The organism is Ichthyenterobacterium magnum, from assembly GCF_003610635.1.
In the GTDB taxonomy this organism is placed as follows: domain Bacteria; phylum Bacteroidota; class Bacteroidia; order Flavobacteriales; family Flavobacteriaceae; genus Ichthyenterobacterium; species Ichthyenterobacterium magnum.
The window spans coordinates 125,183-143,407 of the sequence record NZ_RAQJ01000003.1 but is presented as its reverse complement, the minus strand read 5'-3'; the positions used below and the strand labels follow the sequence as shown (position 1 = coordinate 143,407).

The window sequence follows — 18,225 nt, the reverse complement described above, 5'->3', positions numbered from 1 at the left end:
TTAATACTATGGCTAATTTGCTTCTAACAAAACTGGTTTAAAAAAGTTGTTTTTTATATTTCCATTTGTGAAATATTATTCTGTTATTTTAGGGCTTTGAATTCATAAATTTATATATTGTGAATCATTAATATAAGACCTAATTTTGCCATTAATGGTTGATATAGATATACTTGTTAAACAATTTAAGAGTAAAGATGAATATGCATTTGAAAAATTATATCAAATGTATGGTGCTAGTATACATGGTGTTGTTTTTAATATTGTAAAAGACAGCAATATAGCAGATGAGTTAATGCAAGATGTTTTTATTAAAGCATGGGATAAGGCAGATACTTATTCATCATCAAAAGGTAGGTTTTTTACATGGATATTAAATATAGCTAGAAATGCAGCTATAGACAAGATACGTTCAAAGGCATTTAAGCAATCCAAACAAAACCTTAATGCTGACTTTTTCGTAGATATTATTAGAAGTAATGATAATTTGAATAATAGTACAGACGCTATTGGAATAAGAAAATTTGTAACTAATCTAGGAGAGACGTGTAAGCAAATAATTGAGTTGCTTTATTTTAAAGGATTTACACAAAAAGAAGCTTCAGAAGAGTTAAATATGCCAATAGGGACTATAAAAACAAGAAATAGAAACTGTATCCAGAAACTAAGAGATATAGTGTTATAATATGGATATTAAAGCATACATAGAATCTGGTGTTTTAGAGTTATACGTAGCTGGACAACTTTCTGAGGCTGAAAACCTAGAAGTTTATAAGTTAATACAGCAATATCCTGAAATTCTTCAAGAAGTATTACAAATAGAAGCTGCTGTTATAAAATTAACAGCATCAGCATCACCTCATACTATAAATTTTGAGTCATTTAAAGCAAATTTAAATAACTCTAAAGTTGTTAACTTAAAGCCTGATAAACCAAAATGGACTTCTTATTCTGGTTGGGCTGCATCTATTCTATTAGTTGGTGGATTACTTTGGACATTAAATAATAAAAGCAAAATTGAAGAAGATTTAAAAGTTGTAGAAATTGAAAAACATTTTCTCGAAATACAAATTGAAAACACAAGGCATAATTTGGTTCAAACTAAAAACTTGTTAGATGCTATAAGAGATAAAAATATTATATCAGTACCTTTAGGAGGGCAAGGAGACTACGTTAACGCATACGCAAAAGTATATTGGAATAAAGAAGATAATACAATATACTTGGATGCAGAAGGTTTACCAAATGCCCCTAAAGGAAAAGTTTGGCAAGTTTGGTCTTTAACTTTAAACCCACTTACACCAACAAGTCTTGGTACTATTGACGATTTTAACACTGACGATAACAAAATATTTGCCATTGCAAATACTAACAAAAGTCAGGCCTTTGGTATAACTCTAGAGCCAACAGGTGGAAGTGACTCACCAACTATGGAACAACTCTATACACTAGGTATTGTAGCAAGTACTCCTTAACCTAGCTTTTTTAGTTAAAGTAATGTTGCTTTTAAATAAAACACCCACGCAAAATGCGCAGGTGTTTCAACTAACAAAAAAACTCAAAAAAGATAATCATGAATTCTCATGATACCGATTAACTGTAATAAGCAGTTAATCTTTCTTGCTAGCAATCATCAACTATCTTTAACTTGCTTCCCGACAAATTAAATGTTGACACCCTAAAAATTATAACGTACAGTTCCTTTAATAAAAAATGGTGAACCAGGTGTAAAATGTATTTCTTCTACAGATTGCGTTTCGTTTTGTAATCGCGATTCTGTTGCAAATTGAGTTTCATTCCAATCCACATTAAAAAGGTTCTCTACAGCCAAGCCTAATGTTAGGTTCTTCATCTTATAATTAATGTTAAAATCCGTTACAAAATAGCCTTCAGCCATAATACTATTATCTTCATTAGCTGGTCTGTTATCTAAATATCTAAATCGTAATCCACCAGAAAAATTATTTAAATCACTTACAGATAGACCTGTAGTTAATGTAAAATCTGGTGCTAAAGGAATATAGTCTTGGCCGTTAAGATCATCAATACTTCTAGCATTAGTTAATGTTGCATCAGAATCTAAAAACAACCAATCGTTTATTTGGTAACGCAAACCTAAATCTAGTCCGTAACGTCTTGTTTTTCCGCTTGGTTCTACAATACCAGCATCTCCTACATAGACAAACTCTTGCTCTAAGAATAAATACCATAAAGCAGAGTTCACTACTAATTTTGGAAACGGTTTCCAAACCGTACCTAAATCGGCTCCGTAAGAACGTGGTAAAACGTCTTCTCCTCCATTTGCAACTACGACTCTAGCATCATTAGAATGAAATCCTATACCAGACTTTAAATACAGTTGTAAATTATCTTTCGTATTGTAGTAAAAGTTCAATTTTGGACTTAAAATGGTTTTGGTTTCTGACTGTGTTTGGTAATTAGTTTGTAATTGATTATTGTATAAAAACTTAAAATAGTCTAGTCGTAATGCTGGTGCTATTTTAAATTTTCCTAATTCAAATTCAGCATTAACAAATACATCAATATTAGTCTGATTAATATCTCCTAGCTGAATGTTTTGGAGTGTTGTTGTTCTATTTAAAGTTCTAGATAACTCAACATCATCAGTAGTATCGTGTCGCACTCCCAATCCTGTTGTTAAATTTAGTTCTGTATTTCCTAAATACGTCGTGTAATTTAAGGTAGTGTTGGCACCAAAAATGTTTCGATTTTCTTTTTGCTTTATCTGATCTCCATTTACTGGGTCTTCTAAGAAAAATGTAAAGTTAGAATACAACTCAAACGCATAATGTGAATAGAAGGCATTGGCACTTAGCTTGGTGTTTTTAGAAATGAACTTATTAAATGTTATATTAAAATTTGTACGTTTAGTCGTTCCTCCTTCGGTATCATCTATAGCTCCAAAACGTGCAATATTTCCGTTATCAACTTCGCGCTGAGGGATTTGTCCAGAAGCATCCCAACGACTTGTAAAATGAGACGCCGTTAAGGTTAGCTTATCATTTTCTGGAGAATACATAACATATTTACCAAAAAGGTTAATACGATTAAAATTCTGAGGAGATTTAAAAGGACCATCAGTAGCAATATATTCCATAGCAACATAGGCATTTTGGTTTTTAGTATTCTCTAGCAAATTAAATAATCCTACGGTTCTTAGTGTATTAAATTGACCAGCAGAAACTGAAATCTGGCTTTGTTTTAAATAGTCTTTGGTTTTAAAATTTACATAGCCAGCGGTATTAAAATCTCCTTCTGAAGCATAGTAAGCACCTTTGCCAAAATCAATTTTGTTTACCGTTTCTGGTATTACAAAGTGCAAATCACTATACCCTTGACCATGTGCATGCGATACCATATTTACTGGTATGCCATCTACAGAAATAGAAACGTCTGTACCATGATCTATATCAAAACCACGAAGAAAAATTTGCTCAGCCTTACCACCACCTGCATGTTGACCAATGAATAACCCTGGTACTTTTCTCAACACTTCTTGCGAAGAACTTACAGGAGTTATTTTAAGATCTAACCTAGATATTGTGCTAACTGTATTTAATTCTTCTTTTAATATCATTTCATCTAATTGAAACGTTTTCTCTTCGAGTATAATTTTTATATCTTCTGTTTGGTTTAATACCAATATTTTGGTTTTGTAACCTAACAAGCCAACTCGTAAAGAATCACCTATTTTAGTTTCAGTAATTACAAATATGCCATTTTCAGTAGTATGTGCATGACTTTTAGAATTTAAATTATAGATATACGCAGCTTCTAATGGCTGATTAATTTCATTCAATATCAAGCCTTTTATATTTTGGGCATGACTAACAATTGAAAAGAAACCAAACATTAGCAATGCTAAAATTTGTGTTCTCATCTTTATAATTGTTTAATTTTTGGCACCATTGTAGGTCCAAGTTCATATAGACTGGCAACTAATTCACTTTTTAATTCTTTAACTTTATCTGTTTTACCAGCAGCTTTATAAATCTCTGCAATATGGTATAGCACAGTAGGTTCGTAGGTTTGTCCTTCAATAAATTTTTCAACAATAGCATTTGCTTTTTCTACATCACCTTTTTTGAAATAGCTCCAAGCTAATAAGTCGTACGATTGTGGAGTTGGTCTGCTTTCAACTTCATGTTTAGCAATTTCAAGTGCTTGTTCTGGTAACAATAATTCATCATTATAGACCATGACGTTGTAGGCATTGTACATGTCTCCATATTGTTTATTTTGTACAGCACTTTTGTAATCGTTTAATGCGCTAGATTTTAATTCTTTATCGTTAGTATATTCTGCAATTTCTGCTTTAAGCAAGTCATAATCTGGCGCTTTATAGTAGGTAGAGATGTGGTTTAAAATGTTTAGAGCTTCGTTTGTGTTGTTTTCATATGAATAAGTAATCCAAGCGATTCCTTTTTTTGCATAAGCATCATTAGGGTCTAGCTTTAAGGCTTTTAAATAATGATTATAAGATTTTTTAATCTCGCCTGCATGACCATAAAAATCTGCAAGATTGGTGTATGACCATTGCTTAATACCTTTTAAGTTTGAAGCTTCAGCTATTGCAGTAGCCTTTTCCATCTGCTTAATTGCACCTTCTAGATTACCTTTATGATCTTCCCATTTTGCTAAACGAATGAGGTAATCAAAATCTGATGTGTTTTTTATCTGTTTTAAATAAGCTTCAGCTGCTAAATAATTACCCAATTCTAGATGCACATCAAAGAACATTTTTTTTGTGCCATTACGTTTTTCACCACTAGCGTCAGCTTCTTTTAGTAATACTAAAGCTTCTTTAAAGCGGTGTTGCGAAATATAATTAGCGGCTAAACTTTTAAGAAAAGCTGGAAATTTTCTATTCGTCATTTCTATAGCACTATTTAAATCCTTTTCGGCTTTAATTAGAAAATCGATATTTCCTGTGGTATTAAATATTTGGGTATATGCATTGACACGTTTTGATAGATAAGGGAATTGGTTAGGAGCTTTTTCTAGTTTTTCAGTCCATAAATTGGCATTAGCCATTAGTTCTGAATGGTCTATAGTTGTTGTTAAATATGCTTTGTAATCTTCAGTTTTAGTAACTTTATTAGAATTACAACTAAACATAAATGCGCTTATAATAAGAGGAAGAATATATCTAAGTTTCATGATTTTTGAGTTTTTGATTATTGTTAAAATAATTCTGAAGTAAGGCTTTGATACCTTACCTCAGAAATTGGGTTTAGTATTTTACCAAGGGTTTGCTAAGTAAGGAAATGATGATGAAAATGCTTTATCATTAGCATCTACATTGTCATTAGATAATCCTGGATTTTCAGTAAAGTCTTCTCCACCAAAAATCAATAACAATTCTACTGTTATAACATCATCTGTTAATCTTCTTCCAGTTAAAACTGTAGCTGGTGTTGTTGAAGGATCGTAGAAAGATGTTGGACCATCTAAAGAGACATTTAGTACATCTGTAGCTAATAAACCTGTAAAGGTTGGTGCATCTAAGCCTAAAGCATTAGCGTCTCCTGGATTTGCATAAGCTGGACTTAAGCCTGTTAAATTAGTTTCGAACATGGATTGAAACATAGTATTTTGTTGTGATGGGATCGTTGTATTGAAAGCATCTTTCATACCACTAGATACAAATACTGTATTTATTGCTGGTCTACCCATTTGGTCTTGTTGTACATAAGTTCCTGTAAAATCGGGACCCATTTGTACACTACCATTATTATCGTCATCATTGCTGCAATTAAGCGCAATAACTGAGGTTAAAATTGCGATTGCAAATAGTTTTATATTATTAAATTTCATGTGTTCTCGTTTTTAAGTTATTATTGTTTTCTTTTAGATTCCACCCAAGTATTAATTGTACCAGAGCTACCAATCATAGATTTTGGTACCTCAACAACTACTGACATTACATTAGAGCCAGCGAACGTATCCATACCAGGATTGTTAAAGCTAGTTGCATTACCACCAATGATTTGTCCATACTGACCAAAATCCATAAAGAAAGGGTCATCTCTTGGACCTGCAAAAGCCATCATGCCACCAGAACTCTCAACAATCGCTGATTGTCCATAAGGTGTAATATCTACTACTAATTGGTTTGTAGATGTTGTTGCAATAGTACTGTTTAAACCCGTTTGGCTAGGAGCCGTTGGTCCAAAAACATACATTTTACCATCTCTAGCGATAGCTTGGATAACTAAGTCTTCAACATTATCACCACTAGTGTCAATGTTAAATTCAATCATTACATTTTCATCAAAAGCTGCGTTTTGTGTATCGTTACCAGAACCTAGAAGTCCTTGTAAGTTAGCTACAAAAGCAATGTTTGATGTGCTTTCACCCTCAAACGCATAAAAGTCTGTAATGTCACTTGTGCTTTCACTTTGTGTAGCTGGAGCATCAATATGATCAGCCGCAATTGCAACAAAAGTCATAATACCTAATACAGCTGTTGCGATTAAAAATTTTGTGTTTTTCATAATTTTGAGATTTTGTTAATTATTGTGTCTCTATTCTACCTACGAGAAAATGAAATAAGCGGTTTTGTTTTTTTTAAAATTTAATAGATAAACTAAACAAGTTTGACTGTATGTGTCTGTTTTTTAGTGTTTTGTGGGTAGAATAATATTATAGAAATGATAAGTTATCTTAATTGTAGTATGAATTGAGCTAATAGTGGAAGCAAAAGTCAATGTAAAGAGTTAGATGTAATCATTAAGTATATTTGCCTCACTACTTATATACATGTAAGTTTGTTATGTATAGCGATTGTTGTTTTATTTAAAAACCTTTTGGTTGCATTTATTAAACTTTTAAGTGATAAGAGATAGTAAATGCACACTTAATTTAACAAGTTATAGGTATTGACAATGCTTCCTTTATTGTATTTTAATTACTTAGAACTTGGTTTTAATTTAAGTTTTAGAATACTATTATGGTTTATTTAATGTAAATTATTATCTTTATTTAGAGTAAGATTAGTAGCAAACATAAGTCCCTAGAATATAAAATTTTCTGATTATGAAAAAGCTATTACCATGTCTTATATTAATATTCTTTTTTAGAACTATTAATGCGCAATTACCAGTAAACTATTCAGTCGATATTCTTCCAGATACATTTGTACAACCTATGGGAACCATATTTAATGATGATGGGACTAAGATGTTTGTTTGGACTTATACAGGACAGGTTTTTCTTTTTAATTGGAATGGGAGTGATTACATAAAACAAGAAACACCAGTTTTAGATATTTCTCATGAAGTTGGTGCTTGGAGAGATTTTGGGTTATTAAGTATATGTTTAGACCCAAATTTTGAATCTAATGGACTTATTTACATGTTTTATGCTGTAGATAGGCATCATTTACTGCATTTTGGTACTCCTAATTATGACTCAGGTACTAATAATTATTTTCAAGCTTCAATTAGCAGAGTAACACGATATCAATTAAATCATCTGCAAACACCAATGACAACAGATTATTCTAGCAGGCTTGTTTTGTTGGGAGAGAGTATTACAACAGGTATTCCTTTAACACATCAATCTCATGCAGGAGGCACAATTTTATTTGGTAATGATGGTACCTTATTAATAACTACTGGCGATAATGCGAGTTATGCTACTACAGATGTTGGAAGTGCAAATGAAACGTATTTTCAACAAGCATTAGATGATGGTATCTTGCGAGATGAAGAAAATGTTGGTGCTTTTAGAAGTCAAATGATTAACTCATTATGTGGCAAAGTACTGCGTTTAGACCCAACTACTGGAAATGGAATTTCTTCTAATCCTTTTTACGATTCTAATAACCCACGCTCAGCTAAATCAAGAGTATATGCAATGGGGTTTAGAAACCCATTTAGAGCTGCAATAAAACCCAATAGTGGTAGTGTTAATCCAGCAGATGCTAACCCAGGAATTTTATTTGTAGTTGATGTAGGCTGGTTCACTTGGGAAGACTTGCACATAATAGATAAACCTGGGCTTAATGCTGGCTGGCCTTTATATGAAGGGCAATCACCAATGTCTAATTATTTTACTAGTGGAGCGATAAATCTTGATGAGGGTAATCAAACGTTTGAAAGTTTATGTGCTCAGCCTTCATCTTTTGTAGATGATGTTAATCCTGCTAATAGAAGATACACACATAGAAGACCAGCTATAACTTGGAAACATGGCTCAGATAGAGTGAGAGTGCCCTGGTTTAATGGAGTTAATCCAGTAAACAAAAGAGTTGGTGCTTCTGGTTCACCAACTACCGGAATTGAATTTAGAGGTAATGCAGGTGTAGCTGGCACATATATTTATGGTGATGGTTTTGGAGCTGCTTTAAATGGAAAATTTTTGTTTTCAGATTATACAAAAAACTGGGTAAATATTGCTACTTTAAACTCATCAAATGTGCCATGGGTTAGTCATGTATCAGAATTTGCTCCAGATAATTATGGCTTAGGGATTGTACACATGATGCAAAACCCATTAGATGGCTCTGTTTTTTTTACTAATATTTTTGACGGTACAATTAGAAGGTTTAGTTTTTATGATGATACTCTTAATGCTCAAACCATAGATGTAGATGAAGTTAATATATATCCAAATCCAACTAATAAATTTATTAATGTCACAGGTGTTATAGATAATCTAATCATAAAAGTATTTAATGTTTCAGGTCAACTAATGTTATCTCAAATAATAACAACATCTCAAAAAATTGACTTATCGTTAGATTCTGGATTGTATTTTGTGAAATTAGAATCTAAATCAAGAATGTACACAACTAAAAAACTAATTATAAAATAAGTTTATTCAATTTTATAGTTAGTTTTGTGTTGATGGATGTTACTCAAGTTTTTGGATACTTTGCAGCACTTTTAATTGGAGTCGTTCTTGGCTTAATTGGTGGTGGAGGCTCTATTTTAACGGTTCCAGTATTTGTGTACCTGTTTTATATTAATCCAGTAACAGCTACAGCATATTCACTATTTGTTGTTGGTACATCAGCATTATTTGGTACTGTAAAAAATATTCAAAAAAAATTAGTAGATTTTAAAACAGGTTTTGTATTTGCTATTCCTGCATTTGTTGCTGTGTATTTAACTAGAAAGTACCTTGTACCAGCAATTCCTGAATCTATCTTTACGATTAATGATTTTGAAGTTACTAAAGACATAGCGATTATGGTCTTTTTTGCCATTATAATGTTATTGGCTTCAATGTCTATGATAAAGAACAGAAAGAGTAATGAAGAAAAGCCTTCCAAAGTAGTTGCATATAACTATCCTCTTATTTTGATAGAAGGTGCTGTTGTTGGTGTTCTAACTGGTTTGGTTGGAGCTGGAGGTGGTTTTTTAATAATTCCAGCTTTAGTATTATTGGCTAAACTTCCAATGAAAAAGGCAGTAGCAACATCGCTTCTAATTATAGCTATAAAATCGTTAATTGGGTTTATTGGTGATGTGCAAAACCTTAATATAGATTGGCAATTTTTATTGTCATTTACAGTACTTTCTGTTATAGGAATTTTTATAGGAACCTATTTGTCAAATTTTATTGATGGTAAAAAGTTAAAAAAGGGATTTGGTTATTTTGTATTAATCATGGCATTTTATATACTTTATAAAGAGTTTGTAAGTTAGTGGCTAAAAATTGTAGCTTAATTTTGTTTAGCAGTAAGTTTAAAACTTATTACTATGTTTTAAAATCTAATAGAAATAAAATTTTAACTATAGTTTTTGTTACACTTAGTCTCTCTCTTGAACAAAATCTTGCTTTATCATTTTATAAGAAAATCCTTGATTATTTTCGCCTAAGACTTCAACAAACAGTTCTGATTTGTTTAATATAGTGTATTGAATTTTTTTAGGAAAATCGTGGTTTAAATTTTCAAAAGAAAACTTGTCTTTAATAGTATTATTAAGTTTAAAATCTACACCTTTTCCGTTATTTTGATTTATTACTGTAGCGGTATAAATAATAGTTTTATTAGTACTTGTAATACTTAAAGTTTCAGAAACTATTTTTTCATTATTATTTAAACTATAAGATTTCCCGATGAGCGTATTAGAATTCTGAGTCCAGTTTTCATAAATATTTTTGTTTTCTACTTTCCAGGTTCCAATTAAAAAATGTGTCTGCTCGATATTTGATTGTGCGGAAGAGTCAACAATAAAAAATATAATTAGAAGTAGTGATTTAAAAATTTGCCTTTTCATGGTTTAAGTTTTAATGATACAAACTTAGGTTTTGAAAATATTTTGACATTGGAAAAAACCGACATCAAGGTTTGTTTAAAAAGAAATTTGCCATATTAATAGCATTAAATCCATATTTTGAAGGATCTTCTCCTGTAAATTCTTTAAAGTTTTTTATAAAATGTGATTGGTCATAATACCCAGTTTGGTAGGTAACGTCTGTCCAGTTTTTTGAATCACTTACAATTTTAAAAATATGAGAAAATCTTATAATTCTACAAAAGAATTTTGGAGAAAGCCCAACATAGGTCTTGAAATAGCGTTCTAAAGTACGCTCTCCTATTGTTAAATTTCTGGTTATATCCTTAATAGTTGTGGCACCATTTGAAGACATTATTATTTCAATTGCCTTGTCAATAATGTGTGGTTTTTGCGTATGGGTAGTTACAAAGTTATTGAACCAAATTTCAATTGCGTTAACTTTTTCTTCAAAGGGTGTTTCTGAAGTTGCATTTGTAATAACATCTTTTAAGATTGAAAACAAGTAACTATCTAATGTTGTTACTTTATCTGTATGTAATGCCATATTAATAGAAAACAATTTTGTTAAAGCTGCTGGCTGAAATTTTATTCCAAACATGCCTGTTTCGCCAGTGTTTTCTATGTAAAAGTGATTTTTGATTTGACCAGCAATTAGATATTTGGATTGTGTGTTCCATGTTTTATTAATATTAGATTTGTATGCATCTTTATAATGAAAAATTAACTCAGGATAACCGTCAGGAATTATTTTATCTCTTTTTTTATTTATAAAACCATTGCCTTCAATTTGCCAGAATTCTTTTATGTAGCTTGATAATTTTGAACTTGGCTTCTTTTGAAAATAATTCATACTAAAATAAATAGACCATAAATGTAACATTTTAAAAGTTTCAACGTCAAACAAGTATCAATCAAAATCATCATCATCATGAAACAAGATAGACAACTTATTGTCATTACTCACTTAAGCCAATTAATAACTTTAGTAATAGGTTTTGGGAGTTTGATTCTTCCGTTAATTTTATGGGCAACTCAAAAAGAAAAAGTTTATGCAATGGATAAACATGGTAAACAAATCATGAACTTTCAATTAAGCCTTATTATTTACACCATTATATGTATACCATTAATTTTATTATTTGGACTTGGGCTATTAGGATTTCTAATTTTAGGAATTATAGCTATTATTTTTCCTATTATAAATGCTATTAAGGCAAGTAATGGTCAAACAACAACATACCCTTTATCTCTTAATTTTATTAGTTAGTTATTTTATATAGAGGTAAACTAAAAGCGCTCACTTTTAAGTGAGCGCTTTTTATATGTAAAAATTACAATGTTTTAATTGTTTAGCATTACAGGCATAACTAACATTGTTACTTGTTCGCCTTGATCAAGACCATCAATTGGAGTTAAAATACCAGCTCTGTTTGGTAAACTCATTTCTAACTGTACTTCGTCTGCATTTAAGTTATTCAGCATTTCTGTTAAAAAACGAGAGTTAAACCCAATTTGCATGTCATCACCTTGGTAATCACAAGTTAAACGTTCTTCTGCTTTGTTTGAGTAATCAATATCTTCTGCAGAGATATTTAATTCTGCTCCAGCAATTTTTAAACGTATTTGATGCGTTGTTTTATTTGAGAAAATACTAACACGACGAACCGAGTTTAAAAATTGTGTTCTAGCTATAGTTAATTTATTTGGGTTTTCTTTTGGTATTACAGCTTCGTAATTTGGATATTTCCCATCAATTAAGCGACAAACCAATACAGAGTTTTCAAAAGAAAATTTTGCATTAGAATCATTATACTCAATAGTTACATTATCTTCACTAGCTGCTAAAATTCCTTTTAAAAGATTTAAAGGTTTCTTTGGCATAATAAATTCTGCAACTTGATTTGCTTTTATATCTTCTCTAGTATATTTTACTAATTTATGAGCATCTGTTGCAACAAAGGTTAATCCTTCAGTAGAAAACTGAAAAAACACACCACTCATCACTGGTCTTAAATCGTCATTTCCAGCAGCAAAAATTGTTTTACTAATTGCTGTTGCTAAAATATCCCCAGAAATAGTAGTTGTGCTTGGGTTATCTAAACTCACAGCTTTAGGGAACTCATTACCATCTGCATATGCTAAAGCATATTTACCATGATTTGAACTAATTTCTACAGTATTATTATCCTCAACAACAAAGGTTAGTGGTTGCTCAGGAAATGTTTTAAGCGTGTCTAGTAGTAAACGCGCTGGTAACGCAATATTACCTTCGCTATCACTTTCTACATCAATAACAGATGACATAGTAGTTTCTAAATCACTAGCAGATACAGTTAATTTTGAATGGTTTAATTCAAATAAAAAATTATCTAAAATAGGTAAGGTGTTTGAGTTATTAATAACACCACCTAATACTTGTAATTGCTTAAGTAAATATGTGCTTGATACTATAAATTTCATGTGTTCGTATTTATTATTTTTCAATGGTCACATGCAGTTTGCTATTAATAATCCGCTTGGATGATAATGCTTTTAACATGTTCGTTTTATCTATATGTTTTTAAAACTTTGTGGTCAAAGTTCTACTTACAAATATATCTTAAAGCGATTGTTTTATAAAACAAACTTATTAACAACTATCGCGTATATTTTTTACGTCTTAAATAATTAAATGTTAAGCCAAAAAGAGATAATAATACTAGTGGTAATGCGATGTTTATTAATTGCCATTTTGTTTTTTGATCTGTAATTTTTTGAGAATCTAAAAAAGCTACAGCAACTTCTTTCGACCTAATGTTTATAAGTCCGTCATCATTTAAAAGGTAATTGACAGCATTTTCTAAAAATTCTTTATTACCAAAGCTTTGTCCTGTCCAACGGTCAAACCCTAACTCTTTAGGTTGATTTTTTACAACATCATTTTTAATTACATTGCCATCAGCAATAATAATCATTTTGGTATCTACACTTTTATTTTTTTCTTCAGAAAGCTTAAAAGGCTTAATTCTATTATTATAAACCGAAGTAAATTTACCTTCTAATAAAACTGCTAGAGTTTCTGAACTCTTAGTATAAGTTGATGGGTCTGGTTCTTTTGTTACTTCATCTAAGCTTATAATCTTTGGTGTGCCTTCTAGTTTTGTGAGTTTTGAACTTCTAAGTAAAACTGTTTTTTCTATGTTGTTTTTTATAGTATCTATTTGATTTGCAAAATCAAATTTTACTAAATTTAGATTAGTAGTAATAGGATGATTAGGATTGCTAGAAGCAAGCGGAGAATATTGCCATTGTATAGGCTGAAATTGAGCATTACTGCCTTCACCTATTGCTAAAGTTATTGGAGCAGAGTAGAGATCTTTTACTAAAACAGGATTGACTCTTACACCATATTTAAAGAAAAAGTCGCCTAAATTTAAATCAATTGGTAGTGCTATAGATTGGCCAGATTCATTTAAGAGACTGTCTTTGTCTATAGTTACAGATTCTGTTAACCACAAGCTTTTTCCGCCATTCATGACATATTGGTCTAAAACCAATTTTTCTTCTTCAGTAAATGCTTGTGTAGGTTTAGCAGAAATAATTAAATCAAACTCGTTTAAATTTTTCAATGTTTCTTGAGCATTATTAGCGACACTATCGAGCGTAAAAGGTGCTAAAAAATAATGCTCACGAATGGTTTTTAAAAAATCGGCAATGTAAATGTCATCAAGTTGGCCATTACCTTTTAATATCGCTATTTTTTTACTTTTTTTATGTACTAATTTATTAAAGCCCTCTGCAAAAGCGTATTCTAAATGTTGAATAGAGCTATTTACTTGGTCTTGTGACGTAGCACCAATCTTATTTTTTATTAAGGGTATAATTACGGTTTCACCATTATAGCTTGCTAAAGCCCAAGGAATAATTAACTCTTGTGATGACTTTCCATTTTCTTTTACTGTAAGCTGTAAAGGTTGTAAACCACGTTGTGCAAGTTGTTGTATGTTACGTTCTCTAGTATTAACGTCTTCAAGCGGATTGATAAAATTAAATTTCACCTGACTATTATACAGTGAAAATTCTTCAAGAAGCTGCTGTGTTTCATTACGTAAACGTCTGTAGTCTGAAGGAAAATTTCCTTCTAAAAACACATCTACTATTAATGGCGAATCTACACTATTAACAATTTTTAATGCAGCATTAGACAACGTATATCGCTTGTCTTTTGTTAAGTCGAAACGCTTAAACACATAGCCACTAATAACGTTAATAACAATTATAACTACTATTGTTATTAGTAAAGTTTTTCTATTAGATTTATTCTTTAGCATTTAATTTTAAATCTTCTTTAAAGGTTTTAATAGCTTCTGTTTTATTGTTTTTAAAGACAAGCATCAAACATTCTTTTTTAGAGTTAAAAGCACCTGGTTTTATACCAAGACTATAATTCCAAATAGTTTCATCATGAGCTTTTTTTGAAGCATTCCACCCTAACCACTCATAATTACCTAAAAGGGTTTTTATTTCGTTTTTCGTCTTACCAATTAAGGTGTCTGTTTCAATTATGTCATCTATAAGTTCATAACGTAATGCAGGTTTTTCTACCCATAACTCAGCCTTAAAATATTTTTGATGGTGATAGCTACTAAATATGTTTACAAACGGATAAAAAGCATAAAAATATACAATAGGTGTTAAAATAATACTCACCAAAATTGTTAACCACTTACGTTTGTCTATTGTATTAATAAATAAAAATACAAGTATAAAAACGATGATATTAAAAATGATTAATAAAGGTGTGATAATCATTATTAACTCGTTTTAATATTTAGTTTGGTTAATATAACAAACAATATGGTTACACTTAAAAAATAAATAACATCTCTAGTATCTATTACGCCTCTACTCATACTATTAAAATGTGTTTCCATTCCTAAGTTTTCAAGATGAAATGCATCTCCAAAAGGCTTGTAGTTTGATAAGCCTTCAAACCCAAAATAAAAGAAAAAACAAATAAAAACAGCTGCAATAAAAGCTACAATTTGATTATCTGTTATTGAGGATGTAAACAAGCCTATTGCTGTATACGCTGCTATTAAAAATAAGAGCCCAAAATAAGAACCCATTATACTTCCTAAATCTAAATTACCTTCAGGATTACCAAGTTTTGATATTGTATAAACGTACAATAATGTTGGTATTATAGCAATGATTATCAATAATAATGCTCCAAAATACTTCCCTAAAACAAGCTGTAAGTGACTCATGGGTTTGGTAAGTAATAGCTCAAGTGTACCTTGTTTTCTTTCATCACTAAAACTTCGCATAGTAACTGCTGGTACTAAGAATATTAAGACCCAAGGCGCTAATAAAAAGAAGTTAGACAAATCTGCAAAACCATTGTCGAGAATATTAAAATCACTTTTAAATACCCATAAAAATAAACCGTTTAATAATAGAAAAACGGTAACTACCAAATAACCTATTGGTGATGCAAAAAATGAGTTGATTTCTTTTTTTAATATTGAAAGCATTTTAGTTTTCAGTTTTCAGTTTTCAGTTTTCAGTACTCAATGTGCTGCAAACGATTTTCAAAAATAATATTAAAGTTTAAAGAAAAGCATTTAATTTACAAATTATGAAACTTAGTTACTGCAAACTGTGACTGGCTACTGTAAAGTAGCTAGCTTATCAACACTCCAAGCTTCAGGCTTTGCATTAAACATAGGTTTTGTTTCTGCCCAAATACCTTTAAATAAATTTGAATGTCTGTAACGTTCTAAATCTGCTTCTGTGTTCCAAAAGCTATACGTAAAAAACACGTTTGTATTGTGCTTGTCTCTATATAATTCTAAAAACTCACAACCTTCAAATGCTCTAATATGTTCTTTTTTAGTATCGAAATTGTCTAAAAAGATTTTAATTTTTGAAGGGTCAAAACTCATTTTCACGATACGTACAAACATTGCTAGATTTTATCAAAATTAATAGTTACTGTATCTCTCATTTTTAATCCCATTAAGCTAGAAGCACTACCAACAGTAGCATTGTCACTTTTGTAAACAGCAATTTCTAAATACCCAGACGAGTTAAAAACGACAAGGCCTTTACCTTCATCATAACGTTTGTCTTCTGGGATATCAAAGTTTATGGCATCACTATATGTGTTGTAAATTGTTTTAAATTTATAATTACGAGCAGAGATTTCAAAAGCACGAGTTTTTTGAATCGATTCAAAAAAGCTACGTCTTATGTTTGTAATTACATTGCCATAATTGTCTATATAAATAACACTGCCAATTATTTGAGTTTGTTCATCATTAACAAACGGAATTAAATCTTTAATAGGTTTAATGGTTTCTATAACCTTACCAATAACTTCTAAAGTTCCGCCACGAGCAATATGGCAAGCAACCTTAACAAATACATCTAAAACAGGAAAACTGGTTTCTATTTTATCGTGAATGTTTATTTCTACAATTTTTTCTGGAACAATTTCAGAACAAATCATACTCATAATTCCGTTATTAGCACAAATAAAATAGTGGTCATCAAGCTTTACAGCAATGTGTTTGTTTTCTGGATTTAATTCAGAATCTATACCAATCACATGTATAGTACCTTTAGGAAAGCTGCTATAGGCATTTTGAATGATGTAAGCCGCTTCAGGAACATTAAAAGGCGAAACAGAATGTGAGATATCAACAATTCGTACTTCTGGAAGCTCACTGTAAATAGCACCTTTAATTGCTCCAGCAAAGTGATCTTTCTCACCAAAATCAGTTGTTAATGTGATTATTGCCATGAATTAATTGTTCCTGTTTTTCGCTATTATTTGTTTAAATTAATGGTATTTACCTCTGTTGAAAAAAAATGATATTTTAAATCGTAGAGAGAAACTTTGTCTTGATTTTTTCCGTTAGATTTGTAACTAAGGCATAAAAATCGTGTCTTTTAGTTTCAACACAAAACTAATAAAACAAAACAGATTAATATACTAAATCACTTAGCTTTTGAATGAACTTATAATCGAGCTCGAAGAAATCACTCCAAAGGAGTTTTTTGGAGCACAAAATGTAAATATTGAACTTCTAAAAAAGTACTTTCCAAAATTAAAAATTGTAGCACGAGGTAATAAAATTAAAGCCTATGGAGATGAAGATCTACTCGAAGAGTTTGATCGTCGTTTAACAATGCTTATGGAGCACTTTGGAAAGTATAATAAGCTAGACGAAAATGTTATTGAGCGTGTTTTAACAAGCCAGAGTAAAGACGATTATACAACTAGTGAAGCAAGCGGCGCCGTTATTGTTCATGGCGTTAATGGTAAATTAATCAAAGCACAAACTGCAAACCAACGCAGGTTGGTAGAACTAATGCGTAAAAACGATATGGTATTTGCCATTGGTCCAGCAGGAACTGGTAAAACATATACAGGTGTTGCATTGGCTGTTCAAGCTTTAAAAAATAAAGAAGTTAAACGTATTATATTAACACGTCCTGCAGTAGAAGCTGGTGAGAATTTAGGTTTTCTTCCTGGTGATTTAAAAGAAAAATTAGACCCATATATGCAACCTTTATATGATGCCTTGCGTGATATGATTGCTCCTGAAAAATTGGCAAATTATATTGAAAATGGTACCATACAAATTGCACCACTAGCATTTATGAGAGGTCGTACCTTAGATAATGCATTTGTAATTTTGGATGAAGGTCAAAACACAACACATGCCCAAATGAAAATGTTTTTAACACGTATGGGAAAAAGTGCTAAGTTTTTGCTTACAGGTGATCCAGGACAAATAGATTTACCACGACGTACAATTTCTGGTTTAAAAGAAGCGCTTTTAGTTTTAAAAAATGTCGATGGTGTTGGTATGGTCTTTTTAGATGATAAAGATGTAATTCGTCATAAATTAGTTAAGAAAATTATCGCAGCTTATAAAAGTATTGAGAATAGAGAGTAAAA

18 protein-coding genes are annotated in these 18,225 nt (G+C 30.9%); 6 read left to right on the top strand and 12 right to left on the bottom strand.

Going from position 1 to position 18,225, the window contains the following annotated elements:
- Positions 1-154: 154 nt before the first annotated feature.
- Both BXY80_RS08930 and BXY80_RS08925 read left to right on the top strand, forming a co-directional pair.
- On the top strand, positions 155-685 hold the full coding sequence (locus BXY80_RS08930; RefSeq protein WP_120201132.1) for an RNA polymerase sigma factor: 531 nt from the start codon (positions 155-157) through the stop codon (positions 683-685).
- Between the two features lies 1 nt (position 686).
- Positions 687-1,475 (top strand): anti-sigma factor, encoded by a 789-nt coding sequence (locus tag BXY80_RS08925; RefSeq protein ID WP_120201130.1) that lies wholly within the window; start codon positions 687-689, stop codon positions 1,473-1,475.
- A 203-nt stretch (positions 1,476-1,678) separates the two neighbouring features.
- Here BXY80_RS08925 and BXY80_RS08920 read toward each other — a convergent pair whose 3' ends face one another.
- The 4 genes from BXY80_RS08920 to BXY80_RS14075 form a co-directional block, all read right to left on the bottom strand.
- On the bottom strand, positions 1,679-3,901 hold the full coding sequence (locus BXY80_RS08920; RefSeq protein WP_120201128.1) for a TonB-dependent receptor: 2,223 nt from the start codon (positions 3,899-3,901) through the stop codon (positions 1,679-1,681).
- A 2-nt stretch (positions 3,902-3,903) separates the two neighbouring features.
- Complete coding sequence (locus BXY80_RS08915) at positions 3,904-5,181, bottom strand: tetratricopeptide repeat protein (RefSeq protein WP_120201125.1); 1,278 nt, start codon at positions 5,179-5,181, stop codon at positions 3,904-3,906.
- An 81-nt stretch (positions 5,182-5,262) separates the two neighbouring features.
- Positions 5,263-5,838 (bottom strand): DUF4331 family protein, encoded by a 576-nt coding sequence (locus tag BXY80_RS14080; protein ID WP_120201123.1) that lies wholly within the window; start codon positions 5,836-5,838, stop codon positions 5,263-5,265.
- 20 nt (positions 5,839-5,858) lie between these two features.
- A complete protein-coding gene (locus BXY80_RS14075; RefSeq protein ID WP_120201121.1) occupies positions 5,859-6,518 on the bottom strand; it encodes a DUF4331 family protein in 660 nt (219 codons plus the stop codon).
- A 541-nt stretch (positions 6,519-7,059) separates the two neighbouring features.
- Between BXY80_RS14075 and BXY80_RS08900 the strand changes: the two genes are divergently transcribed.
- A complete protein-coding gene (locus BXY80_RS08900) occupies positions 7,060-8,841 on the top strand; it encodes a PQQ-dependent sugar dehydrogenase (RefSeq protein ID WP_120201119.1) in 1,782 nt (593 codons plus the stop codon).
- Between the two features lie 32 nt (positions 8,842-8,873).
- Entirely contained in the window at positions 8,874-9,677 is an 804-nt protein-coding gene (locus BXY80_RS08895; RefSeq protein ID WP_120201117.1) for a sulfite exporter TauE/SafE family protein, read from the top strand.
- 105 nt (positions 9,678-9,782) lie between these two features.
- Here the strand turns inward: BXY80_RS08895 and BXY80_RS08890 are convergent, their stop codons facing one another.
- Positions 9,783-10,253: a DUF6265 family protein gene (locus BXY80_RS08890; protein ID WP_120201116.1), complete on the bottom strand. Its 471-nt coding sequence runs from the start codon at positions 10,251-10,253 to the stop codon at positions 9,783-9,785.
- Positions 10,254-10,317: 64 nt separating this feature from the next.
- Positions 10,318-11,154 (bottom strand): helix-turn-helix domain-containing protein, encoded by an 837-nt coding sequence (locus BXY80_RS08885; RefSeq protein WP_120201114.1) that lies wholly within the window; start codon positions 11,152-11,154, stop codon positions 10,318-10,320.
- Positions 11,155-11,202: 48 nt separating this feature from the next.
- Between BXY80_RS08885 and BXY80_RS08880 the strand changes: the two genes are divergently transcribed.
- Entirely contained in the window at positions 11,203-11,541 is a 339-nt protein-coding gene (locus BXY80_RS08880) for a DUF4870 domain-containing protein (protein WP_120201112.1), read from the top strand.
- 74 nt (positions 11,542-11,615) lie between these two features.
- On the opposite strand, the gene dnaN is transcribed toward BXY80_RS08880, so the two are convergent.
- The 6 genes from dnaN to BXY80_RS08850 all read right to left on the bottom strand — a co-directional run bounded on the left by dnaN (position 11,616) and on the right by BXY80_RS08850 (position 17,061).
- Positions 11,616-12,734: a DNA polymerase III subunit beta gene (gene dnaN, locus BXY80_RS08875; RefSeq protein ID WP_120201110.1), complete on the bottom strand. Its 1,119-nt coding sequence runs from the start codon at positions 12,732-12,734 to the stop codon at positions 11,616-11,618.
- A 176-nt stretch (positions 12,735-12,910) separates the two neighbouring features.
- On the bottom strand, positions 12,911-14,584 hold the full coding sequence (gene gldG / locus BXY80_RS08870; RefSeq protein ID WP_120201108.1) for a gliding motility-associated ABC transporter substrate-binding protein GldG: 1,674 nt from the start codon (positions 14,582-14,584) through the stop codon (positions 12,911-12,913).
- Positions 14,571-15,065, bottom strand: coding sequence for a hypothetical protein (locus tag BXY80_RS08865; protein ID WP_120201106.1), 495 nt, complete (start codon positions 15,063-15,065; stop codon positions 14,571-14,573). The genes gldG and BXY80_RS08865 overlap by 14 nt, the downstream gene beginning before the upstream one ends.
- A 2-nt stretch (positions 15,066-15,067) precedes the next feature.
- Positions 15,068-15,790: a gliding motility-associated ABC transporter permease subunit GldF gene (gldF, locus tag BXY80_RS08860; protein WP_120201104.1), complete on the bottom strand. Its 723-nt coding sequence runs from the start codon at positions 15,788-15,790 to the stop codon at positions 15,068-15,070.
- 135 nt (positions 15,791-15,925) lie between these two features.
- Positions 15,926-16,222, bottom strand: a complete 297-nt coding sequence (locus tag BXY80_RS08855; RefSeq protein ID WP_120201102.1) for a putative quinol monooxygenase — start codon at positions 16,220-16,222, stop codon at positions 15,926-15,928.
- Positions 16,223-16,224: 2 nt separating this feature from the next.
- The gene (locus BXY80_RS08850) at positions 16,225-17,061 is read right to left on the bottom strand and encodes an SAM hydrolase/SAM-dependent halogenase family protein (protein ID WP_120201100.1); all 837 of its coding nucleotides are present in this window, start codon (positions 17,059-17,061) and stop codon (positions 16,225-16,227) included.
- Between the two features lie 208 nt (positions 17,062-17,269).
- Here BXY80_RS08850 and BXY80_RS08845 point away from each other — a divergent pair, with 208 nt between their 5' ends.
- A complete protein-coding gene (locus tag BXY80_RS08845; RefSeq protein WP_120201098.1) occupies positions 17,270-18,223 on the top strand; it encodes a PhoH family protein in 954 nt (317 codons plus the stop codon).
- Positions 18,224-18,225 lie beyond the last annotated feature (2 nt).

Bases quoted from the DNA above. Each gene is read 5' to 3' on its own strand.
- BXY80_RS08930 (WP_120201132.1), top strand. From the start codon at position 155: ATGGTTGATATAGATATACTTGTTAAACAATTTAAGAGTAAAGATGAA.
- BXY80_RS08925 (WP_120201130.1), top strand. From the start codon at position 687: ATGGATATTAAAGCATACATAGAATCTGGTGTTTTAGAGTTATACGTA.
- BXY80_RS08920 (WP_120201128.1), bottom strand. From the start codon at position 3,901: ATGAGAACACAAATTTTAGCATTGCTAATGTTTGGTTTCTTTTCAATT.
- BXY80_RS08915 (WP_120201125.1), bottom strand. From the start codon at position 5,181: ATGAAACTTAGATATATTCTTCCTCTTATTATAAGCGCATTTATGTTT.
- BXY80_RS14080 (WP_120201123.1), bottom strand. From the start codon at position 5,838: ATGAAATTTAATAATATAAAACTATTTGCAATCGCAATTTTAACCTCA.
- BXY80_RS14075 (WP_120201121.1), bottom strand. From the start codon at position 6,518: ATGAAAAACACAAAATTTTTAATCGCAACAGCTGTATTAGGTATTATG.
- BXY80_RS08900 (WP_120201119.1), top strand. From the start codon at position 7,060: ATGAAAAAGCTATTACCATGTCTTATATTAATATTCTTTTTTAGAACT.
- BXY80_RS08895 (WP_120201117.1), top strand. From the start codon at position 8,874: ATGGATGTTACTCAAGTTTTTGGATACTTTGCAGCACTTTTAATTGGA.
- BXY80_RS08890 (WP_120201116.1), bottom strand. From the start codon at position 10,253: ATGAAAAGGCAAATTTTTAAATCACTACTTCTAATTATATTTTTTATT.
- BXY80_RS08885 (WP_120201114.1), bottom strand. From the start codon at position 11,154: ATGTTACATTTATGGTCTATTTATTTTAGTATGAATTATTTTCAAAAG.
- BXY80_RS08880 (WP_120201112.1), top strand. From the start codon at position 11,203: ATGAAACAAGATAGACAACTTATTGTCATTACTCACTTAAGCCAATTA.
- dnaN (WP_120201110.1), bottom strand. From the start codon at position 12,734: ATGAAATTTATAGTATCAAGCACATATTTACTTAAGCAATTACAAGTA.
- gldG (WP_120201108.1), bottom strand. From the start codon at position 14,584: ATGCTAAAGAATAAATCTAATAGAAAAACTTTACTAATAACAATAGTA.
- BXY80_RS08865 (WP_120201106.1), bottom strand. From the start codon at position 15,065: ATGATTATCACACCTTTATTAATCATTTTTAATATCATCGTTTTTATA.
- gldF (WP_120201104.1), bottom strand. From the start codon at position 15,790: ATGCTTTCAATATTAAAAAAAGAAATCAACTCATTTTTTGCATCACCA.
- BXY80_RS08855 (WP_120201102.1), bottom strand. From the start codon at position 16,222: ATGTTTGTACGTATCGTGAAAATGAGTTTTGACCCTTCAAAAATTAAA.
- BXY80_RS08850 (WP_120201100.1), bottom strand. From the start codon at position 17,061: ATGGCAATAATCACATTAACAACTGATTTTGGTGAGAAAGATCACTTT.